This is a genomic window from Cellulosimicrobium sp. EB106-03-01-XG111, assembly GCF_058792115.1.
Genome location: NZ_JBYTEQ010000001.1, coordinates 14,276 through 39,498, shown reverse-complemented (window position 1 = coordinate 39,498; position 25,223 = coordinate 14,276). Strand labels below are relative to the sequence as shown.

Here is a 25,223-nt window from a genome sequence, read left to right as displayed (position 1 = left end):
AACAAACCCTCCGGTTTCCGGGACGGCGCGCGCCCTGACGGACCGCGCCGTGGTCTCGCGCGCACGGTGGGCGCTCATGGTGCAGTTCGCGCTGTTCGGCGTCATCGGCACGTCGTGGATGAGCCGCCTGCCGTCGGTGCGCGAGGCGCTCGGGCTGAGCTCGGGCCAGCTCGGCGCGCTGCTCGTCGTGGGCGGGGTCGGCACCCTCACGGCCGTCGTCGTGACGGGCGCGGTCGTCGCGCGCTTCGGCAGCCGCACGACGCTCGTCGTCGCGACGTCCGCGAACGTCGTCGGGTTCGGCCTCGTCGCGCTCGGCACGGCGACCGGCAGCGTCGGCGTGTTCGCGGCGGGCGCGTTCCTCAACGGCATGTGCGGCGCGCTGACCAACGTCCCCATCAACATCTGCGCGGCGTCGGTGGAGCAGCACGTCGGGCGGGCGATCCTCCCCCACTTCCACGCGGCCTTCTCCATCGGGGCGGCGTGCGGGGCGCTCGTCGCCGCCGCGTTCTCGTGGGCGCACGTGGGCATCGCCACGCAGGTCGTCGTCGTCACGCTCGTCGTCACGGCGGCCCGCGCGCTCCTCATCGCGCCCGCGACGGCGATCGCGCCCGAGCGGGCCGCGGCGCGCACGACGGCGGCCGACGGCGCCCCCGCACCCCGGCGCGGCGCGGGCGTCCGCGCGGCGCTCGCCGCGTGGCGCGAGCCGCGCACCCTCCTCATCGGGCTCGTGCTGCTCGCGTCGTCGCTCTCCGAGGGGTCGGCGGGCAACTGGCTGTCGATCGCCGTGGTCGACGGGTTCGACGTGCGCGAGGCGCTCGGCGCGGTGGCGTACGGGACGTTCGTCGGCGCGATGACGGTGTTCCGGTTCGCGGGCACCGGGCTCATCGACCGGTTCGGGCGCGTCGCCGTGCTCCGGGCGTCGGGCGCCTCGGCGCTCGTCGGGCTCCTCGTGTTCGGCCTCGCGCCCACGCTGCCGCTCGCGTGGGTGGGCATCGTCCTGTGGGGCTGCGGTGCCGCGCTCGCGAACCCCGTCGCGATCGCCGCGGCGTCCGACGACCCGGCGCACGCCGCGCCGCGCGTCGCGGTCGCGACGTCGTTCTCCACGGTCGCGATGCTCAGCGCTCCCCCGCTGCTCGGCCTGCTGGTCGACGGCGTCGGGGCCCGCCACGCGCTCCTCGTGATCTGCGCCGCCACGGTGCTGTCCCTCGCGGTCGCGGGCCAGGTCCGGCCGCTGCCGCGCCCGGCGGCGCCCGCCCCCGCCGACGACCTGCCGGAGCCCGGCCGGGAGCGCCCGGTCGGGTCCCGCTAGGAGGACGCGTCGCGCGCCCGCCGCGGCCCCGGCGCACACTGGCGGGTGTGAGCCTGGCAGCCCGTGCCCCGCGCCGAGCGCCCGCTGCCGCGCGGTGGGGGTGGGTCGTGGCCGCCGTCGTGGCGGGCCTGGCGTTCCTCGTGCGGTGGCACCTCGTCGGGGGCTCGGCCGGCATCGGCGGGTACCGCGGCTACGACGACGGCGTGTACTTCTCGGCCGCGGTGGCTCTCGTCCACGGCCGCGTGCCCTACCGCGACTTCCTGCTGCTGCACCCGCCCGGCTCGACGCTCGCCCTGACACCCTTCGCGGCGCTCACCACGTGGACGAGCGACGACCACGCCCTGGTCGCCGCACGCGTCGGCATCATGCTCGTCGGCGCGGCCAACGCCGTGCTCGTGACACGCGTCGCGCGCCGGTGGGGCACGACGGCGGCCGTCGTGGGCGGCGTCCTGTACGCGCTGTCGTACGCCGCGGCGTGGGCCGAGCGGCTCACGCTCCTCGAACCCCTCGGCTCCCTGTGCCTGCTCGGCGGGGTCGTGCTGCTGCTCTGCGGCCTCGACGCCCGTCATGACGGCAGCCGGCACGAGCGCCCGTGGCTCTGGGCGGGCGGGGCCGTCCTCGGGCTCGGTGCGACGGTCAAGATCTGGGGCGTGGTGCCGCTGCTCGTCGTGCTCCTCTGGCTGCTGGGCGTCGCCGGGTGGCGCGCCGCGGCCCGCGCCGCCGCGGGGGCCGTCGTCGCGCTGGTGGCGGTGCTCGGCCCGTTCCTCCTCGCCGCGGGGTCGGACATGGTGCGCATGGTCGTGCTCGACCAGCTCACCCGCCCCCGGGCGACGACGGAGCTCGAGCAGCGGCTCGTGTGGCTCACGGGCACCGGCGGCCTGCGCGACCTCGTGCCGGAGCAGGAGCAGCTCGCGGTGGCGTGGACCGTGCTGGCGCTCGGGACGATCGCCGCGGTCGCGGCGTGGGTCGGGCGGCGCGGGCGGCTGTGGGTCGCGCTGCTCGCGGTGCAGGTCGGCGTCCTGCTGCTCTCGCCGTCGGCGTACCCGCAGTACGCGGCGTTCTCGGCCCCGGCGCTGGTCCTCGTCCTGGCCGCCGCGTGCTCGCTCCTGCCCCGCCCGGGCCGGGTCGCGGCGGGGGCCCTCCTGAGCGCCGGCGCTGCAGCCCTCCTCGTGGCCGCGGTGCAGACCGCACCACGCATCGCCCCGTTCCCGACGGCCGAGGTGGCGGCGGCGCTCCCCGACGACGGCTGCGTCCGCGCCGACTCCCCCGGGGTCCTCGCCGTCCTCGACGTGCTGAGCCGCGACCTCGAACGCGGCTGCGAGCTCCCGGTGGACCTGTCGGGGTACGCGTACGACCACGGCGCACGGGACGCCGCCGGCGAGCCGGTGCCGCGCCGTCGGAACCTCGCCTGGCAGGAGGAGGCGCTGCGCTACCTGACGTCGGGGTCGTCCGCCGTGCTCGTGCGGTCGACCGGCAACGGGTTCAGCGACGAGACCTGGCGCACGCTCGACGCCACGACGACGACCGTCGTCGACCGGCCGGGGGTGCAGGTGCTCGTCCCGCACGACGACGTCGTGCGGCCGGGTGGCTAAGGCTGCGGCTCTCGCGAGGCAAGGTCGCTCAGGTGCCTCTGCCGCGGGGGGCGCCCGTGGCAGGTAGAGCATCCGGGGAGACAGCGGTGTATTCTCAGGTGGTAAGCAAGGTGGTAGGAAGGGTGGCCTGATGGCTCTCGACGCGATGGTCGACGCGCACATGCGCTCGACCCGGATGGACATTCACGAAGTAGTACGGCGCCTGAACACACACCTGGGCGCAACCGCTGTCGCGGCACTCGCAGGCAGCCGCGACAGCAAGCTTCCCTACCGATGGGCGAAGGAGACCGAGCCGGGCCAGGGTGCCCGGGAACGGATCTACACCGCCCATCGTGTGTGGCTGCTGATCGCCGATGCCGAGTCCGACCATGTGGCGCGCACGTGGTTCCTCGGAAACAACCCCCTCCTGGGCGAGACCTCACCGGTACTCGCGCTGCGCGAGGGCCGCGCCAAGGAGGTCGCCCAGGCGGCCGAGGCCTTCGTCACCGGCACATGGCACGACTGAACGAGGGCACACCTGCCGCGGATCCCCGTACGGCAGGTGCGCCGCTTCCGGACGTCGTCACCGTCCCGAAGGCACTGTGGCGGGTTCACAAGACGTCGTACGGCCCCTTGAACCCTCCTCCACGGTCAGGCCGCCCGAACAAGACCTGGGGCAGGTTCGACCTGCGCGGCTGGGCGACCCTGTACGGGGCCGTGAGTCCCGTCGGCGCGTTCATGGAATCCCTCGCCTACGCCGAGCTCGTCCCCCTACCGCTCGCCGACCTGTTCGACGACCAGGACCCCGAACCGGTCGAGCAGCAGTGGGAGCGGCTGGGGCACATGCCGACGCGCTCAGTTCCCCGCCAGTGGCGTGACGTCCGCACCATCAGTTCCTTCCGGCGCGTCGGCGCCGGTCACGTCGTCGACATCGCATCCAGCAGCTCGCTGGCCTATCTACGCGCAACAGCAGAGCAGTGGGCTCCGCGTGGGCTGCGCGACGAGCCGCTGGCGATCGACGTGGCTACTCTCACCGGCCCTCGCCGGACCGCGACCACCCAGGCAGCCTGGTGGCTCTCGCGTACCGTGCTGGCCGACGGATCGCTTCCCGTCGGCATCGTCTACCCCTCGCGCCATGGCGCAGACCTCCGGTGCTACGCGCTCTGGGTCGACCTCGACCGGCATGGGCCTGACGTCACCGTCGCCGAAGCGGTCGCAACCGAGTACGAGGTTCTGTCCGGCGATCCGCTCGAGCTCACAGACCCCGCACTTCGCACTGCCCGAAACCGACTGGGCATCCAGCTGCACTGATCCCGCGACCTGATCGCCTCGCCCCAGGGCGGGCGCCGCGTTCGCGGAGTGACCTCACGGCGCGCGTTTCCCTGGCCCCCGATAGCCTCCGGAGCCGCCGACCGCGCTGCCGGAAGCACCAGGACTCCCGACGGCGTCGGGGTCGCGCGGGGAGTCCTCGGCCCGCGCTTCGTCCGCCCCGCCCGCGACACGCTCGGCGAGCGCGGCGGCGACGGCGGCGTCCACCGCGCGCTGCTGGGCGGTCCGCGCCCGGCGCCGCGCGCGGACGCGCCAGACGACGAGCAGCGCCACGAGGACGAGGAGGCCGAGCGCGACCCACGGCACGGCCCAGGTGGTGGCCGTCGCGACGACGCCCGGCACGACGACCTCCGGGTCGGGCACCGTCCCGGGCAGCGGCACGACCTCGCCGCCGACGGTCAGCGTCGCGACCTCGCGCCCGAGCGGCCAGACGCCGTCGACCTCGACGGTCCGCTCGACGGACGAGCCGGGGAGCAGCTCGGGCACGTCGACGTCGGTGGCGGACGTCGCGCCGAGCCCGAACGGACCGGCGACGCGGACGGCGGTCGCCGGCGCGACGCGCGCGTTGCCCTCGTTCGTCACGGTGAACGTGACGGTCGCGCTGCCGGGCGCGAACGGGTTGAGCGTGCCGTCGTAGGCGAGCCGCACGTCGTCGACCGCGAGCGCCGGGGCGAGCTCGCCCTGGACCCGCAGGTGGACGCGCGAGCCGAGCCGCCGGTCGGTCGTGACGCCGTCCTCGGCGACCACGACGAGGGACGACACGACTCCGGCGGCGTAGTCGCCCGGGGTCGCGTCGTCGGGCACGGTGACGGTGAAGGGGACCTCGACGCGCTCCTGCGGGGGGATCTCGACCTCGGCCTGGTCGAGGGCGATCCACGACCCGAGCGCGGTCGACTCCTCGCCCGCGGGCAGGAGGTCGAGCGTGCCGTCGTCGGTGAGGAAGCCGTCGGCGGCGTACACGGCGAGCGCGAGCGGGGTGTCGCCGTGGTTCGAGACGACGAGGCTGTCGCGCAGGGAGCCGCCGGGCGCGAGCGAGTACGCAAAGTTGGGACGGTCGACGCCCTGGGCGGTGTCTCCCGGGCGCACGCCCCACTGCACGGTCTGCGCCGGGTCGGGGGCGGGCGCGTCGTCGGTCGCGAGGACCACCCGCGTGGCGGGCGCGACCTGGCGGGGGGCCGCGGCGGGCGCGGCCTCCCCGGGGAGCGCGGCGGCGGCGGGCGCGGCGAGGAGCGCGAGCGCGAGCAGGGGCCCGGCGAGCGCGCGCAGGGCGCGGGACGCGGGGGCGGGAGAGGTGCGTCGGTGGGTCATGCGCTCGGTCCTTCGTCGGTGCAGGTGGGGCGGCTCGGACGACGAGCCGCCGGCCCGGCCGGCCACCACGGCGTGCGTGGTGGCCGACCGGTCGCCCGGCCCGTGGCGGGCCGGGCTGCGGTGTCCCGCGGGATCAGCCCAGTGCGGTGAGCGTGATCGTCGCGGTGTAGGTGCCGCGCGGGGTGTCGAGCGGCATCTTGAGGTCGAGCTCGGCGCCGACCACGGACGCGCCGCGCGCGTGGCCCTCGTCGGCCCGCGCGAGGGTGCGCGCCTGCTTGAGGCCCTCGCCCTCGTCGAACCCGGACGCGACCGGCGCGCCGGCGACCGCGTCGCCGCCGTTCTCGATGACGCCCGGCGTCCAGCCGAGGTGCTTGCCGTCGACGGTCTGGCCGCCCGCCGTGAAGTCGGACACCTGGCCGGTGACCGACCACGCCGGGTCGCCCGCGCGCGTGTCCTGGACACGCACGGGAACGAGCTGGCCCTGGGCCTGGTAGTAGCTGAGCTCCTCGTTGGCGACGCCGAGGTCGACGAGGCGCGACGAGCCCTCGAGCGACCACGTCAGCTCGCCCCCGGACTGCTGCGGCACGGTGACGGCCACGGCCTGGTCGCCCTCGGGCGCTGCCCCCGGCTCCTCGCCGGTGTGGTCGCCCTCGACGCCGCCCGCGGTGTTCCCGGGCCCGAAGACGGCGGCCGGGTCGTTGCCCGTCGCGCGGATCGTGCCCTGGACCGCGGTGCCCGCGACCCGCAGGTTGCCGGCGTTGCCGCTGAGCACGAGGTCGCCCGCGACCGCGTTGCCCCACTCGTCGGCCTCGCCGGACGCCGTCGCGCCGACGAGCAGGTCGCGCGCGCCGTTGCTCACGGTGAGCGTGCCCCCGACCACGGCGCCCGCGACCGTCACGCCGAACGCGGAGCCGTCGAGCGTCGCGTCGCCGCGCACGGACGTGCGCAGCAGGTCGACGTAGCTCGCCTCCTGCGTCAGCAGGCCGCCCGAGACGGTCGAGTCGCTGATCTCGACGTCCACGCCCCCGGCCGCGACGTCGCCCCCGACCGTGAGGTCGTTGACGTACAGGAACCCGTTCCGGGTGCCCGCCGAGTAGACGCTGACGTCCCCGGCGACGCTCGTGCCGTCGAGCAGCACGCCGTACGCGTCGGTCGCGACGACGTCGCCCCCGACGGTCACGGACGTCGCGTCGAGCCAGCCGCCGGGCTGGACCACGACGTCGCCCTCGACGGTCGCGCCTCCGAGGACGCAGTCCGCGCCCCCCGGGACGACGAGGTCGCCGCTGACGGTCCGGTCACCGAGGTCGGTCGTGCACTCGACGTCGGCGGCCTGCGCCGCGGGCGCGACCGCCGTGGCCGTGGCCACCGCGAGCAGCGCGGCGGCCGGGACCTTCCACTTCCACTTCATGTGATGCTCCTTGTCAGGTGTGGTCGGTCCGCGTCAGCCGCGGAGCGAGGAGATCTCGCCGTAGCTGCGGCGGGCGTTGCCCAGGGAGTTGAGGGCGTTTCCGGGCTCGGCCACGGTCGCCGCGTTGTCCTGCTCGTACAGCCCGAACCGCTGCCCTCGGTCGCGGAGCTGGGAGAGGAACGCCTGGTAGGGGATGTCGCCGGCGCCGAACTCGATGATGTCGTAGCCGTTGCCGCTGGACTCGTTCGTCTTGCCGTCCTTGAGGTGCAGGATCGGGAAGCGGCGCGGGTCGCGCGTGACGTAGTCGATCGGCTCGAACCCGGGGTACAGGTGGCGGCCCACGTAGGCCCAGTAGACGTCCATCTCGAAGAACACGAGCTCGGGGTCGAGGTTGTCCCACAGCAGGTCGTAGACGCGCTGGTTCGGGTCGTCGCTGGTGAACGCCCACTCCTGGGCGTGGTTGTGCGAGTAGAGCTTGAGCCCCGCCGCGCGGGCCTTCTCGCCCATCTGGTTCCAGGTCTCGCAGGCCTGGAGCCACTGCGCCTTCGGGATGGGGCCGCCGTAGCCGCCCGCGATGGGGCCGCCCTGGCCGAGGTGCGGCATGCCGAGCGCGAGCGCCTTCTCGATCTCGGCGTCGATGTTCGCCGGCGTGAGGTTGACGTGCGCGCCGACGGCCCGCAGGCCGTTGTCGTCGAGCAGCTGCCGGATCTCCGGCACGGTGATCGCGCCGACGCTCCCCTGCGTGTAGCCCGCGAACTCGATCTCGGAGTAGCCGATGTCGGCGAGCTCCTCGAACACGGCCCGGAAGCCGAGCGAGCTGACCTTGTCCCGCACGGTGTAGAGCTGGATGCCGATGCGGTTCACCGGCACGAGCCGGTTGCGCCCGCCGGACGGCGCGACCGCCGTCGGGAGGGCGCCGCCGAGCGCGTTCGCCGCCGACGGACCGAGGGCGGCCCCCACGCCCACGGCGACCGACGACGCCGCGAGCGCCTTGAGCAGGTTGCGACGGGTCATCGGCTTGGCCGAGACCGTCGGGTGGTGGTGTGAACTCATGTCTCTCCTTCGAGGTGAGCCGCCCCGGGACCGCACCCGGGGACGCCTGGGGGCCGGTGGCCCGGGCGGGTCGCCCGGGCCACCGGTGGGACGGTCAGCTCCTGACCGTGAGGGTGAGGTTCACCGTGCTGGGCGCGACCCCGGCGGACCCCTGGTAGCGGGCCTGCACCTGATAGGTGCCGGTCGCCGCGAGCCTGGGGAGCGTCACGACGACGTCCCCCGCCTCGTCGAGCGTCCCGGTGAGCGACGCGACGGTGCCGTTGTTCCTGCGCACCGTCACCTGCACGTCGCCCGTGGGCACGACGCCGGTCGACGACTCCACGTGGAGCGTCGCCTTCGCCGCGACGGCGGGCTTCACCGGGTTCGGCGCCACGCTGCCCGTCGTGGTCGACCGGGCCTGGGCCACCGTGAGGCGCACGGTCCCCGCCGACGCCGTGTAGACGCCGTCGGCGCCGTACGTCGCGGTGAGGGTGTGCGTCCCGACGGCGAGGGACGGGTCGATCGCGATCGTCGCCGTGCCGTCCGCGAGGGCCCCGCGCCCGACCTCGGTCTCGCCCGCCGTGAGCACGACCTCGCCCGTGGGCGTGCCGCCCTCGCCGGTGACCGTGACGACGGCCTCGCCCGGCGCGCCGTAGGAGACGCGCGCGGCGCCGACGGAGACGGTCGTGGCCGAGGCGACCGTCGGCTCGTCCGGGGCATCGAGGTCGATCGTGAACGACACCGCGCCGGCCTCGGAGACGTTGCCGCCCGTGTCGGTCGCGCGGTACAGCAGGTCGTACGCGCCGTCCTGCGAGAACGTCACACCGTACTGCTGGTTCGCCGCGAGGTTCGTCCACGTCGCGCCCGCGTCGCGCGAGTACTGCACGCTCGCGACCGCGCCGTCGTCGGTGGCCTGCACGGAGAACCGCACCGGCTCGTTGAACACGCCGCCGACGCCCGTGGGCGCCTCCGGCGCGAGCGTGTGCGCGACGGTCGGGGCGGTGACGTCCGCCGCGCCCGCGCCCACCATGGTGATCGCGTCGACCGCGAGCTCGTCGGACGACGTCACGAACAGCGTGCCCGAGCCCTCGGGGGCGTCGAACGTGATCTCGACGTCCTGCCAGCCCTCGCCCGCGGGGACGACGGCGGTCGCGAACGGATCGGCGTCGGCCGCGCCCCAGCGGAGCTGGAGCTCGCCGCCGCCGCTCGCGCGGACCACGGCGCCGTCGATCCCGGCGAAGCTCACCGGGTCGTACCGCAGGAAGTCGCCCGCCCCGAGCCCGCGGACGGCGTTGCCGCCCCGCGCGGTCGCGTCGGCGAACACCTCGACGCCCTCGCGGCCGATCGCGTGCTCGCCCTGCTGCTCCTTCGGGTTGAGGCGCAGGGTCGCCTCGCCCGTGGCCGGCGGGAGGCCGTTGTGGCCCGCGTCGGTGTACGTGACGACGACCGCCCCGTAGAGGAGCGCGCCCGGGCCGTGCTCGGGCGAGTTGGGGTCGGTGCGCCACGCGCCCGTGCAGCCCGTGCCCGTGGACTCGGGGTGCGCGTGCTCGTCGTGCCCGAGGCCGTACGTCCAGGCGACGCGCGAGCACACGGTGCCCGACCCCGCCTGCGGGTCCTCGAACGCGGCGGCGTACGCCTCGAGCACGTCCGCCACCATCTGCGCGGTGACGGCACCGCCGGAGATCGCGACGAGCTCGTCGAGGGTGAAGCCGGAGGCCTCGCCCAGCGTCTCGGCGTCGACCCCGAGCGTCTCGACGAGGACGTCGTGCCCGATGGCGTCCGCGAGCCACTCGCCGATCTGGTCGCCCGACGTGAGGTGCGGCGTCGGCGCCTCGCCGCCGCCGAGGTCGTCCTCGGCGTCGGTCGTGGTGACCTGGTACGGGACGGCCTGTCCCCAGTCGAAGAACGCGCCGTCGGCCGGGTGCTCGATCGTGACCTCGGGCGCCTGGTTCCCGACGGAGATGACGCGCGACGTGAGCGAGAACTTCCCCGACGCGTCCGTGACGCGCAGGCGCGCCGTGTACGCGCCGATCTCCGTGTACGTGTGCGTCGTCCGGACGCCCTCGGCGTCGAACGTGCCGTCACCGTCCACGTCCCACGCGTAGGTGAGGTCGTCGCCCTCGGGGTCGGACGACGTCGACGCGTCGAACGTCACCTCGAGCGGTGCCTGCGACGACGACGTGGGCGTCGCGGTGAAGCGTGCCTGGGGCGCCTTGTTGCCCTCGGCGTAGTCGATCCGGTAGAGCCCCGCGTCGGGGTTGGCGCGGAAGAAGCCGTCGCCGTAGTCGAGCACGTAGAGCGAGCCGTCGGGACCGAACTCGAGGTCCATCGGGTTGTCGTGCGGCGGCTGGCCCGCCGCGGCGAGCGCGGCGTTCGGCAGGAAGTCCTCGATGTGCGTGACGTCGAACGTCTCCCAGTCGACCGTGAACGCGGCGAGGTAGTCCTGCGAGAACTCGCCGAAGAACGCCTTGCGGTCCCAGTACTCCGGGAGCTTCGTCGTCGACGGGTTGTCGGCGTCGTAGTGGTAGACGGGCCCGCCCATGGGCGCCTGGCCGGAGCCGGAGCCGAAGTTCACGAGCTCGTCCCACGGCTGGTCGCCCGGGTTGTCGCCGTACCAGAGCGTCGCGGCGCGAGCCGGCGGCAGCTCGCGCAGGCCCGTGTTCCAGCGGGAGTCGTTGACGAGGTTCTCGGGGTCGAAGAACTCCCCCGGCGTGCCCGTCGCGAAGTCCCAGTCGTCGTAGGCGAAGTTGTCGCCCTGGACGTACGGCCAGCCGGCGTTGTGCGGGTCGTCGAGCGAGACGACGTTCCACTCCACGAGGCCCATGGGCCCACGCCCCGCGGTCTCCGCCACCGCCTTCGTCGCGTCGGGGCCGTAGTCGCCCCACGAGAGCGAGTTCGTCTCGGGGTCGACCTCGAACCGGAACGGGTTGCGCACGCCCATGACGAAGATCTCGGGGCGCGTGCCCTCGGTGCCCGGCGCGAACAGGTTGCCCTCGGGGATCGAGTACGAGCCGTCGTCCTCGACGTGGATCCGCAGGATCTTGCCGCGCAGGTCGTTCGTGCTCCCCGCGCCACGACGCGAGTCGAAGCCCGGGTTCATGCCGGGGGCGTCGTTGTTCGGCGCGAAGCCGTTCGCGCCCGGGGTGCTCGCGGGCGTGTTGTCGCCCGTCGTGAGGTAGAGGTTGCCGTCGCCGTCGAAGTCGATGTCCGCCCCGACGTGGCAGCACTGCCCGCGCTGCACCTCGACGTCGAGGATCACCTGCTCGCTCGCGAGGTCGATCGTGTCGCCCGTCCACTGGAACCGGGCGAGGCGGTTCACGCCCACCCAGCGGTCCCAGTAGCTCTCGTCCTCGCCCGCCGGGAGCGAGTTGGGCGCGTTGCCCGTCGGGGTGTCCGCGACGCCGTCGCCGTCCGCGTCGCGCGGCGCGTAGACGAGGTAGACCCACCCGTTGTCCTCGAACTCCGGGTCGAGCGCGACGCCCTGGAGGCCGTCCTCCGAGTTCGCGTAGACGTCGAGCGTCGTGACCACGCGCGTGACGCCCGTCGCCGGGTCCGTGAGCCGCACGTCGCCGTTGCGGGCCGTGTGCAGGACGCGCGAGTCCGGGAGGATCGCGAGGTCGATGGGCTCGCCCACGTCCTTCGTCAGCAGCACGCGCTCGTAGTTGGACCAGTCGAGCGCCGCCTCGGCACCCGGTTCCGCGCCGTGGTCGACGCCGTCGTGCGCGACGGCGGGTGCCGTCGCCGCGCCCAGGCCCGTGAGCGCGAGGGCGCCGGCGGCCAGAGCCGCGGTCACCCGCCGGTTCCGGCGCGTACGCCGGTCGATATCCTTCATCTGATGCCGCTCCTGTGAGGTTCAGTCGCCTGTGAGGGGTCATCCGGACCGGGTCGCCCCCGTCGCGCCAACGACGGAATCAGGGCGGCTCGGTCTGTCTGTGCTGGTGGGAGGGCTGCGCGCCCCCTGCCCGGTGGTCCTCCTCGTCTCGTCGTCGAGCGCGATCCCCCCGCACGTCGTCGTGCGGACGGAGAGTGCCACCACGTGCACCGGGGCACGCGCGGAGGCGGTCGGGCCGTAGCGGTCGGGTGAAACTCACCTACCACTCGGTCGTCATCCTACGAGGCTTCTGTCGGGTGTCAATCAAAAGTCGAAAGTCCGCCGATGCACGGACCAGAGGCAGGAGCACAGCCGAATCATGACTGCGCTGTCGGGTTCGGGAGCTGACCTCGAGCGCGCAGAGATCCCGCCAACGATCCGTCGTCGAGCACGTCGATGCCGACTGCCTGTCCCCCGCTGCGCCAGGCCTGCCGACGTCCTGTGGGGGAGCGCAGGGCGCGAGCGTGAGAGGGAGCCGATGGCCTTATTGGCTGGGAATTGGGCTACCTACAGGCTAGCAGTTCGGCTAATATGGCCGTATGAGATCGGTAGCGCTGAGCGAGGCGAAAGACAAGTTGTCGGCCCTGGTGGACGAGGCCGACCGGGAGCACGAGATCATCCGGATCACCCGGCACGGGCGCGGTGCCGCGGTGCTGATGGCCGAGGACGACCTCGAGTCGCTGCACGAGACGCTGTTCTGGCTGTCCCAGCCCGGCGTGCGCGACGACATCGACGAGGCCCGTCGCGCCGCCGCCGAGGGCGCCACGACGTCCGGTGAGGACCTGCGGGCACGGTTCGGGCTGCCGGCGCAGTGACCGACGACCAGACACCGGCGTGGCGGGTCGAGATCGCACCCGCGGCCGAGCGGTCGCTGCTGCGCCTGCCGCACAAGATCGCGGCCGCGGTCGTCGAGTTCGTCACCACGACCCTGCCGACCAACCCCGAACGCATGAGCAAGCCGCTGCGGTACGAGCTCGAAGGCCTGCGCTCCGCGCGCCGCGGCGACTACCACGTGCTGTTCGAGCTCGACCACGACACCGGGGTGCTGCTCGTCGTCCGCATCGCGCACCGCGCCGACGCCTACCGATAGCCCTCCCCGCCCACCCAGCACGAGGCGAGCACCCCCCGTGACCAGGGACCCGGTTCGAGCGTGCCGGGGTTCGCCGTGGTTAACCGCTCGGCGAGGCGCCGCGGAACTCCTTGCTGCAGGAGGGCCCCCGCGGTCAGGACCGGTACACCCAGTGCCACGGCTCGCGCGGGGTGTCCTCGACGAAGCCGAAGCGGCCGCCGTTGGTGCGCATCCACGCCTGGGCCCGGTCGTCCAGGTCGAGGTCGACCGCGATCCCCCAGCCGTGCGGGCTGGTCCCCGGCTCGGCAGCGAGCCCGCCCTGGGAGTACAGGCCCTTGCGCGCCGCGACGTCGACCTGCGCGTCGTAGGACCGGTAGGAGTCCGTGATGCCGATGCGGACGCCGTCGCGCGCCGCCTCGGCGAGCAGGCCCTCGAGCGCCTGGCCCGCGGGCGCCCAGAGGCGGTGGCCGGTCGTCCCGACCTCCTGCAGGGCGGTCCGGGGGATCTTCCCGTTGCCGTAGGCCGCGAGGTCGCCGGGGACGCCGTCGGCGGTCCGCGTCCGGTCGACGCCGGTCGCGCCCGCCACCGCGGTGCTGCCGGTGCTGGTCGAGCCCGCCAGCACCGTGCTGAGGATCTCGTCGAAGCGCGCGCCGGAGCCGCTCGCGACCGCCTGCGCCGCACCGGGGTCGACAGCGCGGACGTCGGCGGCACGGGCCGGGGCGAGGGTCGCCTCGATGGCAGCCACGCGCTGCGCGATCGCGGTGATGCCGTCCATCCGGTCGTCCTCCTGGGGGTGGTGCCGGCGGTGGCGTCCACCGGTCGGCACCTCTATGCACCGCGGCGTGGAGTCTGCCGCCTCCCCGTCCGCGTCGACCGCGCGCCGTACGGCACCCGGCCCGGGTCAGGCCTCCGCGCCGGGGCGCGTGGCCGCCTCGAGGAGCTCGAGCACGTGGACGTAGTCCTCGCCCGTGGCGCGGGACATGCCCATCTCGCACGTCCTGTTGCTCGACACGTACGCGTCGAAGCGGCCCTCGGGCAGCGTGCCGGCGCGGTGCGCGACCTCGTCCGCCTCGGCGCGCGTCGCGCCCGCGGTGAGCTCGGGGTGCAGCATCCCCCGGTCGCCCGCGAACCCGCAGCAGCCCCAGGCCGTCGGCACGGTGGCGCGCTCCGCGACGACCTCCGCCACGGCCCGCAGGTCGTCCACGGCGCCCAGGTGCACGGTCGCGCACGTCGGGTGCACGACGACGTCCCCCGCCCGCGCGACGTCGACCCCGCGCGCCGCGAGGCCGGGCAGCACGTCGGTGCGCACGAACGTCACGGAGTCGACGACCCGCAGGCGGGCGAACCGGTCGCGCGCCCTCTCGTCGCGCGGGTCCGTCCCGGTGAGGTGGCGCGCCGTCTCGGCGAGGCCGTGCGTGCAGCTCGACGCGTCGCACACGACCGGCAGCTCGCCCTCGTGCGTCGCGACCCACAGCGCGTCCACGACCTTGCGGGCCATGGCGGCCGCGCCGTCGGGCAGGCCCTTGGACGACCACGGGGTGCCACAGCACAGCCCGCCGATCCCGTCGGGGACCACGAGCCCGACGCCCGCCCGCTCGCACAGCGCCTGGAAGGCGGCCTCGGCCCCGACCGGGCGGCGCGCGCCGTCCCCGCCGCACGCGCCCCCGGGCAGGCCGGCCTCGGCGGGCGCGAAGAGCTCGCCCATGCACGACGCGAACAGCACCGCGCGCGCAGAGGTGGTGCCGCCGTCGGGCACGACGGCCGTGGTCCCGCGGCGGGGCCCCGGGCCGGGAAGGTCCGCGTCGACGCGCGGCACGACGTCCGTCCCGACGACCCCGCGGGCGACCTCGGACGCGACGCGCACGAGCGGCGTCGGGAGCGCCTCGACGACACCGAGCGCGGCGCGCAGACCCGTGACGACGGTCCCCCAGTGCTCGGCGGCGGCCGCTCCCCCGCGCTGCACGAGCCGCGGCTGCGACCGCGCGCGGTGGCCCTTCATGACGACGCCCGTGTCGATGCCCACGGGGCACGCCTCGACGCACAGCGAGTCCGCGGCGCACGTCGCGACGCCCTGGTAGGCGTACTGCCGCTCGAGCTCGCGCCGCTCGGCGGGCGGCGCGGCGGCCATCTCCTTGAGCAGCGCGATGCGCTGGCGCGGCGTGGTCGTCACGGTGCGCGAGGGGCAGCCCGGCTCGCAGTACCCGCACTCGACGCAGCGGTCGACGAGCGCCGCGTCGTCCCCGCCCGCCGACGACTCGACCTTGAGGTTCCGCAGGTGCTCGTGGTCGTCGTCGGTGAGCACGACGCCCGGGTTGAGCAGACCGTGCGGGTCGAGCAGCCGCTTGACCTCGCGCATGACGGCGTAGAGCTCGTCGCCGTACTGGCGCCGCACGAACGGCGCCATGATGCGGCCGGTGCCGTGCTCGGCCTTGAGCGTGCCGCCGTGCCCGAGCACGAGGTCGACGAGGTCGTCGCTGAACGCCGCGTACCGGTCGAGCTCGGCGCGGTCGCCGAGGCGCGGCGTGATCATGAAGTGCAGGTTGCCGTCCTTGGCGTGCCCGAACGTCACCGCGTCGCCGTAGCCCCGGCGCTCGAAGAGCGCGCCGAGGTCGCGCACCGTCGCGGTGAGGTCGGCGACGGGGACGGCCACGTCCTCGAGCAGCGCGGTGCTGCCCGCGGGCCGCGCGCCCGCGACGGCGGTGTACAGGCCCTTGCGCACGCGCCACAGGCGCTCGCGCGTCGCGGCGTCGGTCGTCACCGTGGCGGGCACGGCGAGGGATCCCGCGAGCGAGCCGACCACGTCGCGCGCCGCCGCCTGGAAGGGCGCGAGAGCGTCGGGGGTCGCCGCGCGGTACTCGACGAGGAGCGCGGTCTGCCGGTGGATGCCCGCCCCGGAGGCCAGCGAGCGCATCGAGGGGTCGGCGGCCGGGTCCGCCGCGGCGACGCGGAGCGACGCCGCGTCGAGCAGCTCGATCGCCTCCGCGCCCGACGCGACGAGCGGCACGAGCGCGTCCGTCGCGTGCTCCAGCGAGTCGAGCACGAGGAGGGTCGTCGCCGCGTGCGCGAGGAGCGGCACCGTCCGGAACGTCACGTCGGCGACCCACCCGAGCGTGCCCTCGCTCCCGACGAGCAGGTGCTCGAGGATCTTCACGGGCTCGTCGTGGTCGAGGAACGCGTTGACGGAGTAGCCCATCGTGTTCTTCATCGCGAACTGGCGCTCGATCTCCGCGCGCATCGCGGCGCTGCCCCGCACGCGGTCGCGCAGCTCCGCGAGCCCGCGGTGGAGCGCGGGCTCGGCCGCGCGCAGGCGCGCGTCGGCGTCGGGCGCGCCCGTGTCGACGACCGTCCCGCTCGCGAGCACGACCGTCATCGCCTCGACCGTCCGGTACGCGGTCCGCGCCGTCCCCGACGACATGCCCGACGAGTTGTTCGCCACGACCCCGCCGATCGTGCACGCGATCTCGCTCGCCGGGTCCGGGCCGAGCCGGCGCCCGTGCCGCAGCAGGTGCGCGTTGACGAGCCGCAGCGTCGCACCGGGCTCGCAGCGCACGCGCTCGCCGCCGTCGAGCACCTCGACGCGCGTGAACCGCGTGCGCGTGTCGACGAGCACGCCCGCGCCCGACGCCTGCCCGGACAGGCTCGTGCCGCCGGACCGGAACGTCACCGGCAGCCCGCGGCGGGTCGCCTCGCGCATCGCGGCGACGACGCCCTCGCGGTCGTGCGCACGCACGACGACCTCGGGCCGCAGGAGGTAGTGCGACGCGTCGTGCGCCTGCGCGACGCGCGTGAGGAGGTCCGTGCGCAGCTCGAGGCCGGGCGTCCCGACGGCGGTCACGGGCGCGTCCGGCGGTCGTAGCCGAGACGGTGGGGCTGCACGGCCTCGTACGTCGCGCGCAGGTTCGCGGTCGTGCGGTCGTACAGGCGCTGCGCGACGCGCACGAACAGGAAGTCGACGAGCGCGAGCTGCGCGATGCGGCTCGACAGGGCGCCGGACCGGAACTGCGTCTCGCGCGCCGTCGTCGTCAGCACGAGGTCCGCGTGCTCGACGAGCGGCGACTCGGGGAAGTTCGTCACGGCGACGGTCGTCGCGCCGCGGTCGCGCGCGATGCGCAGGGCGTCGTTCGTCTCGACCGTGAGCCCGGAGTGCGAGACGCCGACCGCGACGGCGCCCTCGGCCAGGAGCGCCGCGGACTGGAGCTGGACGTGCGGGTCCGGCGACGCGAAGCACAGCAGCCCGATGCGCTGGAGCTTCTGCGCGAGGTCCTGCGCCGTGAGCCCGCTCGACCCGACGCCGAACAGGTCGATCCGCGTCGCCTGCGCGACCGCGGCGGTGACCTGCTCCAGCGCGTCGAGGTCGAGCATGCGCGCCGTCTCCTCGATGGTGCGCGCCTCGTGGAACGCGATCTTCGTCACGACGTCGTGCAGCGTGTCGTCCGGGTCGATCTCGCCGTGCGCGACGTTCGCGCGCTCCTGCTCGACGGCGCGGCGGCTCGTCGCCTGCGCGAGGTCGATGCGGAACTCCGGGTACCCGGCGTACCCGACCGCGCGGCAGAACCGCACGACCGTCGCCTGCGACGTCCCGACGAGCGCGGCGAGCTCCGTGATCGTCTTGCCCACGACGGCCGCCGGGTCGGCGAGCACGGCCTCGGCGATGCGCGCCTCGGCGGGCCGCAGGCTGGGCAGGGCCTGGCGGATGCGGACGAGGCCGTCGGCAGTCATGGGGTCTCCTCGGCGGTGGTCGGGTCCTGCGGGGCGGTCGGTGGCGCGGTGGTACCGGGCGGCGCGGCGGGGTCGCCGAGCGTGAGCCACGGCCCGTGCCCGACGACGGAGCCCGGCTCGGCCGCGAGGCGCGCGGCGAGGTGGAGCGCGCCGTCGAGCGGCGTGCCCGCGGGGTCGACGAGCTCGACGTGGGGGCGCAGCACGGCGAGCCGCGCCCGGAACGCGTCGGTGAGGAGCGGGCCGATCCCCAGCACCCCGCCGGTCGCGGCGGCGAGCGGCGGGACGCCGTCGACGAGCGCGGCGGCGAGCGTCGTCGCGAGGTGGGTCCCGGCGCCCGCGAGGACCTGCCGCGCGACGGGGTCGTCGGCGCGGGCCGCGGCCGCGACGTCGGGCGTGAACGACGCGAGCACCTGGGCCCGGTCGGGGCGCGTGTAGAGCTGCCCGGGCCACGACGGCACCGGGCCGAACCGCGCGACCGCCGCGGCGAGCAGCGCCGTCGAGCCGCCGGAGTCGCGGCCGTCGTGCGCGGCGACCGCGGCGCGCAGCCCCTCCGCGCCGACCCACGACCCGGAGCCCAGGTCGCCGAGCAGGTGGCCCCACCCGTCGACGCGGTGCCACACGGTCCGCAGGTCGGTGCCGAGCGCGATCGCCCCGGTCCCGACCGCCACGACGGCGCCGGGACGGCCCGACAGCGCGCCGAGGTGCGCGGTGAGCGCGTCGGCCGCGACGGCGGTGCGCGGCCCGGGCCGGGCGGACGGGTCATCGTCGGTCGCGACGCCCTCGGCGGGAGGGAGGCCCGTGCGCAGCGCGGCGTGCAGCTCGGCGGGGTCGCGCACGAGGGACGCGAGGCCGGTCGCCCCGACCGCGGCCGCGGCGACGCCGTCCGCGGCGAGGGCGGGGACCGCGGCGCGGAGCCGGTCGAGGAGGTCGCGCACGACGTCCGCGGCGTCGCTCCCGGTGGGCCCGATCGCGACCGGCCGGCCGGACAGGACGACGTCGTCCGCACCCTCCCCGGGACGCGTCGCGTCGCGCAGGCGGCGGGCGAGGAGGCGGCTCCCCGAGCCCCCGACGTCGAGCCCGACGACCCACGGCCCCCCGGGCGTGCTACTGCTCACCGGACCAGTGTGGCACAAACTTTCACGGCACTGCCCGAAAAGGGAGATTCTTGCCAGGGCGTCCGGGGTTGCGTGCGCTCACCGTACGCCGCCCGCTGCGCCGCGGGAACCCCCGCGGCGGTCAGTCGCGGATCGGGTCGTTCCGCAGGACGAGCGCGGCGACCTGCGTCCGCGTCTCCACCCCGAGCTTGGCGATCACCCGGCTGACGTGCGTCTTCACGGTGGCGAGCGAGATGAACAGCGCCGCGCAGATCTCCGCGTTCGACATCCCCCGGGCGAGCGCGTGCGCGATCTCCCGCTCGCGCGGGGAGAGCGTCGCGAGGGCGTCGACCGCAGCACTGTCCGGCGGCCGGGTGTTCTCGGCGGCGAGCGTCATCACCCGGCGCAGGACCGCCGGCGCGAGGACGGGCCGGCCCTGGGCCGCCGCCCGGACGGCGTGGGCGAGCTCCTCGGGCGGCGCGTCCTTGAGGAGGAACCCGCACGCCCCGGCACGCAGGGCGCGCACGACGTGGTGGTCCGTGTCGAAGGTCGTCAGGACGATGATCGCCGTCTCCGGCCGGAGCGCGGTCTCGCGCGCCGTCGCGACCAGCCCGTCGCAGCGTGGCATGCGCAGGTCCATGAGCACGACGTCGGGCCGGCAGGCCTCGATGACGTCGCGGGCGTGGTCCCCGTCGACCGCCTCGCCGACCACGGCGATGTCGGGCTCGCCGCCGAGCATCAGGCGCAGCGCCGAGCGGACCTCGGGCTGGTCGTCCACGGTGACCACCCGGACGACGTCGGACGACGGGCGGTTCACGCGGCCGGCCAGGGGATCGTCACCGACACCACGTGCTCGTCGGCTCCCGGACGGACGCTGACGGACCCGCCCACGGCGCGCGCCCGCTCCTGCATCCCGATGATGCCGAAGCCCGGTCGGGGCGCGACCTCCCGCGTCCCCGTGAGCGGGTTGCGCACCACGATGGCCAGCTCGCGGCCGGGAGCGCCGCTGATGGCGACGTCGACACGCTGGCCGGGCGCGTGCCGCCGGGCGTTGGTGAGGCACTCCTGCACGATCCGGAACGAGTGCCGGCTGACGGTCGGGGGCAGGCGCTCGAGGTCGACGGCGCAGTCCGTCCGCGCGAGCGGCGTCTCGGCCACGAGCTCGTCGAGCCGGTCCAGGGTCGGCTGGGGCTGGTCGTCGTCCGGACGGCTCGGTCCCCGTGCGTAGGTGAGGAGCTCGCGCAGGTCCGCGAGCGCCTGGCGGCTGCTGTCGTGCAGGGCGGCGACGGCCTCGTCCCGGTCGGCGGCGCCCAGGTCCGTCCGGTGCCGCAGGACGCTCGCGTGCATCGCGGTCACCGAGAGGCGGTGGGCGAGGGCGTCGTGCATCTCCCGGGCGATCTGCGTGCGCTCCTGGTGGCGCGCGCGCTCCTCGCCGAGGCGCTGCTCCTCGGCGGTCAGCCGGACCCGCTCGTGCAGCGCGGCGACGAGGTCCCGCCGCGCGCCGACCGCGAGGCCCGCGGCGAGCGCGACGGCGAGGACGACGGCGGTCGCGACGACCGCGGCCACGACCTCCCACCACGGCAGCGCGACGCCGACCAGGTCGATCCCCAGGGCGGTCACCGCCAGGACGCCGACGAGCCAGACCGCCGCGACCGCCGCCAGCTCGCGCACCCGGCGGCGGGTGGCGAGCGACCCGAACGCGAAGAGCGCCGCCGGCACCGCGGCGGCGGAGACGGCGGCGAGCACGGCGAGCAGCAGGGCGACGAGGAAGGGCGCGCTGCGACGCCAGAGCACGACCACCCACGCCGCGACCCCGAACGCGAGGTCGAGGAACAGCAGCGCGGCGAACCGCACGGGGTCGTCCTGCGCCCCCGGCGTGTCGACGCTGAGGGCGAAGTTGCCGAGGAACAGCAGGGCACCCGACAGGGCGACCGCGGCCAGGAGGCCGGTCTCGCGGAGGACCCGACGCCACGTCGGGCGCTGCGCGAACATGCTCACCGGAGCACTGTAGGCACCGAGGAGCCCGACCCCCCAGGGTGCGGGCAGGAAATCAGACCGATGACCGATACCCCGCGTCGGGCCGCTCGACCAGGCTCGGGGCATGCACCCCTCGCTCGACGAGAGCCCCGTCCCGACGGCGCCCTCCCCCGGCCCGCTGCCCACCGGTCCCGCGTCCCGGCCCGCACCGGACGGCACGACCGCGACCGCCTTCCCGTACCACCGGGCGGCGCGCGCCGACGTCCGCCCCGCACGGTGGTGGACCCCGCTCGGCACGTTCGGCGCGACGGCGCTCGTCTACCTCGCCTTCCTCGCCCCGGTCGCCGTCGTCGCGGTCGCCTACGCCGTGCTGGTGCCCTACCGGCCCGGGCTGCCGACGCCGTCCGACGACTTCTCCGACCCGCTCAACCCGTTGGACTGGGCGATCGGCCTCGGGCTCATCGCGCTCCTGCTGCCCGCCGTCGTGCTCGGCGTGCGCTGGGGCGGTCGACGCCGCGGCACGATCCACTCGGTGACCGGGAGGTTCCGGTGGGGGCTCGTCGGCAGCGCGGTGCCGCTCGTCGTGCCGCTCTACGGCGTCGTCACCGTGGGCGGGTTCCTGCTCCGGCCGCCGTCCGACCTGGCGATCCCCGCCGTGACGCCGGCCCTCCTCGTGAGCCTCGGGTGCGTCCTCCTGCTCGGGCCGCTGCAGTGCGCCGCGGAGGAGTACGCGTTCCGCGGCCTGCCCCAGCAGATGCTCGGCACCTGGCTCCGCTCGCCCGTGTGGGGGATCGTCCTGCCGGTCCCGTTCTTCGTCGTCGGCCACGGGTACGACGGGGTGGGCCAGATCGGCATCGCGGCGTTCGCGCTCTGCACCGGGTTCCTCGTCTGGAAGACGGGCGGGCTCGAGCTGGCCGTGCTCGTGCACGTCGCCAACAACCTCTTCCTGTTCCTCCTCGCACCCTTCAGCGCCTCGTCGATGGAGCAGGGCGCGATCGAGCCGCTCGTGCTGCTCGTCGACCTGGCGCTCCTCGGCAGCGCCACCGTGATGCTCACGGTGTGGTTCTCCCGCCGCGAAGGGCTCCGGGTCCTCGAGCCCTTCTGCGGCCGGGTGCCCGGCGCGGGTGCGGGGTCGTCGCCCGGCCATCCCTCGGGGACCCCTTGAGGCGGCTCCCCTAGGATGCGGGCGTGCCCCGACGACGCCGTCCCGACCACGCGCGGATCACGTTCGCGCTCGACGACGTCGCGCGCGACGCGGACCCGGACCCGGGCTCAGGACCGGACGCGACCGCGGCGGACCACGCCGACGACCGCCCCGCCCCGCACGGCGCGCCCGGCACCGGCTCCGGCTCCGGCGCCACGGGGGGCGGCCCGCCTCGCGCGGGCGGCGCCCGGCGTCGGCGCCTGCGCCTGGTCCTCGCGGGCGCGACCGCCGTCGGGCTCGTCGTCGCCGGCATGGTGGTCGTGGACGCCGCGTCGTCGCGCGGGTCGCTGGAGACGCTGCGGCGCTCCGTCGGGGGCGTCGAGCCCCTCGAGAGCACGCCACGGGAGCTCTGGTCCACGGACGCGCAGACGACCGGCGCCCTCGCCACCCTGCCCGGCCTCCTCGTGCTCGTCCGCGACGACGAGGCCGTCGCCCACGACCTCGACTCCGGCGCGGTCCGGTGGTCCGTTCCCCTGCCGCGCACGTCCCGCTGCGGCGGCGAGCTCGAGCTCGCGCTGACGGCCCCGGTGCCGGACGAGACGCTCGTGTGCGTCACCGACGACGTCCCCTCGCCGCTCGCGAGCCGGACGCTGCTCACGACGGCGACCGGCGCGACGGTCGACGCGACGGCCGCCCCCGCCCCGCAGGTCACCGTGCTCGACGTCGACGGCACCGCCACGACCCGCACGCTGGACGCGTCGCGCGGCTGGTCGGCGCCCGGGCCGGACGGCACCGTCGCCCGCTTCCGCCGCGTCGGCGACACGCCCGCCGCGCCCGTGCCGACCGACCCCTCGACGGGCCTGCCCACCGACCTGTCCGGGGGGCGCGCGGCCGTCGTCACGCTGGAGGACGCCCGGACCGGGGCCGTCCGCTGGGAGCACGAGCTGCCCTTCGTCGCCGAGGAGGGCGGGTGCGACCAGTACGCCGTCACCGAGGACGCCACCTACGCCGACCTCGGCGGCGGGGCCGTCATGCGCCACGCCGGGCTCGTGGCCGTACGGGGCTGCGGCGTCGACGCCCGGTTCACGCCCGACGGCACGCGGGTCGACGACCCGGACGAGCCCGCCGACGTGGTCGCGCAGCTCCCCGACGGTGCGCTCCTGCGCGCGGTCGACCGCGGCTGGGCCGCGCCGGACGGTACCGGCGCGGCAGCCGTGCTCGAGCCGGACGGCGCCGTCCGGTGGGAGCCGAAGGGCGAGGTGATCGTCCCGACCGCGACGGACGGGACCGCGGGAGACCTCGTGCTCACGCGCCAGGTCACGGACCTCGTCGCGCACGACGCGACCGGGCGCCCGCGCTGGGAGAACCCGGAGGTGAACTCCCCCGAGATCGCGTACGTCGTCGCGGACGGCGTCGCCGTCGTCCTCCAGGGCATGGGTTCGGTCCTCGTCGGGGTCGACGTGGAGACCGGGCGCACCCTGTGGACCCGCACGATCGACGAGCTGGTCGACGACGGCGCGGGGCCCGCCGTGCCCTCCAGCATGCTGCACGTCGGGCAGGCGTTCACCGACGGCTCCCGCGCGCTCCTCGCCGTCTCGGCGTGGGAGGACGACGAGCACAGCACGACACGGCTCGTCGCGCTCGACCTCCGGGACGGCGAGACCCGCTGGAGGAGCGACGCGGCGTCCAGCAACCGGTACGCCGCGGTCCAGGGCCGGCTGCTGCGGCTCGACCTGGGCGACGACCCGACGGTGACGCGCCTGGGCTGAGGCGCCGGACCGACGCTCAGCGCGCGAGCCACTCCTTGCGCTCCGCGGGCGGCAGCTTCTCCACGGCGGCGCGCAGCACGTCGCGCGGCATCGCGGCGGCACGCTCCTCGAGGAACGCCCGCAGCCGCTCGGGCTCGACGTCGCCCGCGTGCCGGAGCATCCAGCCGACGCCCTTCTGGACGTACGGCTCCGGGTCGTCGAGCAGCACGGCGGACAGCCGGAACGTGTCGTCGACCTGGCCGCGCCGCAGGAACGCCGCCGTCGCGACGACGGCGGAGCGCCGCCGCGGCCAGTCGGGAGCGCGCGCGAGGTCGTCGAGCACGTCGCGCGGGCGGTCGAGCAGCCACGTCCCGAGCACCTGGGACGCGGTGAGGTCCACGAGGTCCCACGTGTCGATGCGGTCGTGCCGGCGCAGGAAGAGCTCGACGAGCTCCGCGTGCCGCTCGACCGTCACGCGCCGGGCGGTCGCCGCCTTGCCCATGATCGAGCACCCGCCGGCGCGCACCTCGTGGATCCGGTCCTCGAGCAGCAGCTCGATCTGGTCGACCGGCAGGTCGAGGGCGCTCTTCGCGAGCACGAACACGTCGCCCATGCGCACCCCGGCGAGCGTGGCGTCGCCCGGGAACTGCCGCGCGGACGCGCGGCGCTGGGTCGCCGTCGCGCGGGCGAGCAGGTCGGCCCGGAAGTCGGTCGCCGTCGTGTACGGCGGCATCGTCCCTCTCCTCTCCTCCGGGCGCGTGCCCGGGGTCCTGTCGTCGTCGGGCGGCCCGTGCCCCCGGCGGTCCTGCGGCTCAGCGCGGCGCCATGCGGATGGCACCGTCGAGGCGGACCACCTCGCCGTTGAGCATCGGGTTCTCGACGATCGCGCGCACGAGGTGCGCGTACTCCTCGGGCCGCCCCAGCCGGCTCGGGTGCGGCACCTGCGCCCCGAGCGACTCCTGCGCCGCCTCGGGGAGCGACGCCATCATCGGCGTGCGGAAGATCCCGGGCGCGATCGTCATGACGCGGATCCGGTGCTGCGCGAGGTCGCGCGCGAGCGGGAGCGTGAGGCCGGCGACCCCGGCCTTGGACGCGGCGTACGCCGCCTGCCCGACCTGGCCGTCGAAGGCCGCGACCGACGCCGTCTGCACGACGACGCCGCGCTCCTCGCCCTCGGGGTCGGGGCCGTCGGGACCGAGCGGGTCGAGGGCGAGCATGCGCTCCGCCGCGAGCCGGACGACGTTGAACGTGCCGACGAGGTTGACGTCGACGACGCGGCGGAACGCGTCGAGCGCGTGCACCCCGGACCGGCCGAGGACCCGCTGCGCGAGCACGATCCCGGCACAGCTCACGACGACGCGCGCCCCGCCGAGGGCGTCGGCGGCGTCCAGGGCCCGCGCGACGTCGTCCTCGCTCGTGACGTCCGTCGGGACGAACCGCGCCGCGTCGCCGAGCCCCGCCGCGACCGCGGCGCCGTCGGACGACGCGAGGTCGGCGAGCACGACGCGCGCTCCGGCCGCCACCAGGCCCTCCGCCGTCGCGCGCCCGAGGCCCGACGCCCCGCCCGTCACCAGCGCGACCGCGCCCTCGATCCGCATCTCTCATCCTCCGTCAGCCGTGCGGGCCCCGTCGCCCGCCCCGCTG

General features: G+C 75.5%; 20 protein-coding genes. 8 read left to right on the top strand and 12 right to left on the bottom strand.

What is annotated here, in order from left to right; translation table 11 throughout:
- Positions 1-49: 49 nt before the first annotated feature.
- The 4 genes from AC3WT4_RS00175 to AC3WT4_RS00160 all read left to right on the top strand — a co-directional run bounded on the left by AC3WT4_RS00175 (position 50) and on the right by AC3WT4_RS00160 (position 4,191).
- On the top strand, positions 50-1,309 hold the full coding sequence (locus AC3WT4_RS00175; RefSeq protein WP_086150040.1) for an MFS transporter: 1,260 nt from the start codon (positions 50-52) through the stop codon (positions 1,307-1,309).
- Between the two features lie 47 nt (positions 1,310-1,356).
- Complete coding sequence (locus AC3WT4_RS00170; RefSeq protein ID WP_492314363.1) at positions 1,357-2,901, top strand: glycosyltransferase 87 family protein; 1,545 nt, start codon at positions 1,357-1,359, stop codon at positions 2,899-2,901.
- Positions 2,902-3,031: 130 nt separating this feature from the next.
- Positions 3,032-3,406, top strand: a complete 375-nt coding sequence (locus tag AC3WT4_RS00165) for a hypothetical protein (RefSeq protein WP_108051218.1) — start codon at positions 3,032-3,034, stop codon at positions 3,404-3,406.
- On the top strand, positions 3,394-4,191 hold the full coding sequence (locus AC3WT4_RS00160) for an RES family NAD+ phosphorylase (protein WP_108051220.1): 798 nt from the start codon (positions 3,394-3,396) through the stop codon (positions 4,189-4,191). The genes AC3WT4_RS00165 and AC3WT4_RS00160 overlap by 13 nt, the downstream gene beginning before the upstream one ends.
- Positions 4,192-4,245: 54 nt before the next feature.
- Here the strand turns inward: AC3WT4_RS00160 and AC3WT4_RS00155 are convergent, their stop codons facing one another.
- The 4 genes from AC3WT4_RS00155 to AC3WT4_RS00140 all read right to left on the bottom strand — a co-directional run bounded on the left by AC3WT4_RS00155 (position 4,246) and on the right by AC3WT4_RS00140 (position 11,750).
- Positions 4,246-5,517 (bottom strand): WxL protein peptidoglycan domain-containing protein, encoded by a 1,272-nt coding sequence (locus AC3WT4_RS00155; RefSeq protein ID WP_108051222.1) that lies wholly within the window; start codon positions 5,515-5,517, stop codon positions 4,246-4,248.
- Positions 5,518-5,650: 133 nt separating this feature from the next.
- Complete coding sequence (locus tag AC3WT4_RS00150) at positions 5,651-6,925, bottom strand: hypothetical protein (protein ID WP_108051101.1); 1,275 nt, start codon at positions 6,923-6,925, stop codon at positions 5,651-5,653.
- Positions 6,926-6,958: 33 nt separating this feature from the next.
- Positions 6,959-7,978 carry a sugar phosphate isomerase/epimerase family protein gene (locus AC3WT4_RS00145; RefSeq protein ID WP_034651214.1) on the bottom strand — a complete coding sequence of 340 codons (1,020 nt, stop codon included), beginning with the start codon at positions 7,976-7,978 and terminating at the stop codon, positions 6,959-6,961.
- A 94-nt stretch (positions 7,979-8,072) separates the two neighbouring features.
- Positions 8,073-11,750, bottom strand: a complete 3,678-nt coding sequence (locus AC3WT4_RS00140; protein ID WP_492314362.1) for a PQQ-dependent sugar dehydrogenase — start codon at positions 11,748-11,750, stop codon at positions 8,073-8,075.
- 617 nt (positions 11,751-12,367) lie between these two features.
- Between AC3WT4_RS00140 and AC3WT4_RS00135 the strand changes: the two genes are divergently transcribed.
- Both AC3WT4_RS00135 and AC3WT4_RS00130 read left to right on the top strand, forming a co-directional pair.
- Entirely contained in the window at positions 12,368-12,643 is a 276-nt protein-coding gene (locus AC3WT4_RS00135) for a type II toxin-antitoxin system Phd/YefM family antitoxin (RefSeq protein ID WP_074803832.1), read from the top strand.
- Positions 12,640-12,918 (top strand): type II toxin-antitoxin system RelE family toxin, encoded by a 279-nt coding sequence (locus tag AC3WT4_RS00130; protein WP_492314361.1) that lies wholly within the window; start codon positions 12,640-12,642, stop codon positions 12,916-12,918. Before AC3WT4_RS00135 ends, AC3WT4_RS00130 begins: the two co-directional genes overlap by 4 nt.
- Before the next feature lie 133 nt (positions 12,919-13,051).
- On the opposite strand, the gene AC3WT4_RS00125 is transcribed toward AC3WT4_RS00130, so the two are convergent.
- From AC3WT4_RS00125 to AC3WT4_RS00100, 6 genes are all read right to left on the bottom strand, one after another.
- Complete coding sequence (locus tag AC3WT4_RS00125; protein ID WP_492314360.1) at positions 13,052-13,672, bottom strand: M15 family metallopeptidase; 621 nt, start codon at positions 13,670-13,672, stop codon at positions 13,052-13,054.
- A gap of 126 nt (positions 13,673-13,798) precedes the next feature.
- Positions 13,799-16,732, bottom strand: a complete 2,934-nt coding sequence (locus AC3WT4_RS00120; protein ID WP_492314359.1) for an FAD-binding and (Fe-S)-binding domain-containing protein — start codon at positions 16,730-16,732, stop codon at positions 13,799-13,801.
- Positions 16,729-17,616, bottom strand: coding sequence for a MurR/RpiR family transcriptional regulator (locus AC3WT4_RS00115; protein ID WP_021482220.1), 888 nt, complete (start codon positions 17,614-17,616; stop codon positions 16,729-16,731). The genes AC3WT4_RS00120 and AC3WT4_RS00115 overlap by 4 nt, the downstream gene beginning before the upstream one ends.
- Entirely contained in the window at positions 17,613-18,731 is a 1,119-nt protein-coding gene (locus tag AC3WT4_RS00110; protein WP_492314358.1) for an N-acetylglucosamine kinase, read from the bottom strand. The genes AC3WT4_RS00115 and AC3WT4_RS00110 overlap by 4 nt, the downstream gene beginning before the upstream one ends.
- Positions 18,732-18,852: 121 nt before the next feature.
- Positions 18,853-19,527, bottom strand: a complete 675-nt coding sequence (locus AC3WT4_RS00105) for a response regulator (RefSeq protein WP_108051156.1) — start codon at positions 19,525-19,527, stop codon at positions 18,853-18,855.
- Positions 19,524-20,702 carry a sensor histidine kinase gene (locus AC3WT4_RS00100; protein ID WP_492314550.1) on the bottom strand — a complete coding sequence of 393 codons (1,179 nt, stop codon included), beginning with the start codon at positions 20,700-20,702 and terminating at the stop codon, positions 19,524-19,526. The genes AC3WT4_RS00105 and AC3WT4_RS00100 overlap by 4 nt, the downstream gene beginning before the upstream one ends.
- A gap of 109 nt (positions 20,703-20,811) precedes the next feature.
- Between AC3WT4_RS00100 and AC3WT4_RS00095 the strand changes: the two genes are divergently transcribed.
- Both AC3WT4_RS00095 and AC3WT4_RS00090 read left to right on the top strand, forming a co-directional pair.
- The gene (locus AC3WT4_RS00095) at positions 20,812-21,852 is read left to right on the top strand and encodes a CPBP family intramembrane glutamic endopeptidase (protein ID WP_492314357.1); all 1,041 of its coding nucleotides are present in this window, start codon (positions 20,812-20,814) and stop codon (positions 21,850-21,852) included.
- Positions 21,853-21,875: 23 nt separating this feature from the next.
- Positions 21,876-23,600 carry an outer membrane protein assembly factor BamB family protein gene (locus AC3WT4_RS00090; protein ID WP_492314356.1) on the top strand — a complete coding sequence of 575 codons (1,725 nt, stop codon included), beginning with the start codon at positions 21,876-21,878 and terminating at the stop codon, positions 23,598-23,600.
- 16 nt (positions 23,601-23,616) lie between these two features.
- Here AC3WT4_RS00090 and AC3WT4_RS00085 read toward each other — a convergent pair whose 3' ends face one another.
- Both AC3WT4_RS00085 and AC3WT4_RS00080 read right to left on the bottom strand, forming a co-directional pair.
- Entirely contained in the window at positions 23,617-24,312 is a 696-nt protein-coding gene (locus AC3WT4_RS00085) for a DNA alkylation repair protein (RefSeq protein WP_074803848.1), read from the bottom strand.
- Positions 24,313-24,391: 79 nt separating this feature from the next.
- Entirely contained in the window at positions 24,392-25,177 is a 786-nt protein-coding gene (locus tag AC3WT4_RS00080; RefSeq protein ID WP_492314355.1) for an SDR family NAD(P)-dependent oxidoreductase, read from the bottom strand.
- Positions 25,178-25,223 lie beyond the last annotated feature (46 nt).

What these genes read in the sequence shown, in the direction of transcription:
- AC3WT4_RS00150 (WP_108051101.1), bottom strand. Translation starts at nt 6,925, where the DNA reads ATGAAGTGGAAGTGGAAGGTCCCGGCCGCCGCGCTGCTCGCGGTGGCC.
- AC3WT4_RS00125 (WP_492314360.1), bottom strand. Translation starts at nt 13,672, where the DNA reads ATGGACGGCATCACCGCGATCGCGCAGCGCGTGGCTGCCATCGAGGCG.
- AC3WT4_RS00115 (WP_021482220.1), bottom strand. Translation starts at nt 17,616, where the DNA reads ATGACTGCCGACGGCCTCGTCCGCATCCGCCAGGCCCTGCCCAGCCTG.
- AC3WT4_RS00100 (WP_492314550.1), bottom strand. Translation starts at nt 20,702, where the DNA reads ATGTTCGCGCAGCGCCCGACGTGGCGTCGGGTCCTCCGCGAGACCGGC.
- AC3WT4_RS00160 (WP_108051220.1), top strand. Translation starts at nt 3,394, where the DNA reads ATGGCACGACTGAACGAGGGCACACCTGCCGCGGATCCCCGTACGGCA.
- AC3WT4_RS00145 (WP_034651214.1), bottom strand. Translation starts at nt 7,978, where the DNA reads ATGAGTTCACACCACCACCCGACGGTCTCGGCCAAGCCGATGACCCGT.
- AC3WT4_RS00165 (WP_108051218.1), top strand. Translation starts at nt 3,032, where the DNA reads ATGGCTCTCGACGCGATGGTCGACGCGCACATGCGCTCGACCCGGATG.
- AC3WT4_RS00080 (WP_492314355.1), bottom strand. Translation starts at nt 25,177, where the DNA reads ATGCGGATCGAGGGCGCGGTCGCGCTGGTGACGGGCGGGGCGTCGGGC.
- AC3WT4_RS00135 (WP_074803832.1), top strand. Translation starts at nt 12,368, where the DNA reads ATGAGATCGGTAGCGCTGAGCGAGGCGAAAGACAAGTTGTCGGCCCTG.
- AC3WT4_RS00095 (WP_492314357.1), top strand. Translation starts at nt 20,812, where the DNA reads ATGCACCCCTCGCTCGACGAGAGCCCCGTCCCGACGGCGCCCTCCCCC.
- AC3WT4_RS00085 (WP_074803848.1), bottom strand. Translation starts at nt 24,312, where the DNA reads ATGCCGCCGTACACGACGGCGACCGACTTCCGGGCCGACCTGCTCGCC.
- AC3WT4_RS00155 (WP_108051222.1), bottom strand. Translation starts at nt 5,517, where the DNA reads ATGACCCACCGACGCACCTCTCCCGCCCCCGCGTCCCGCGCCCTGCGC.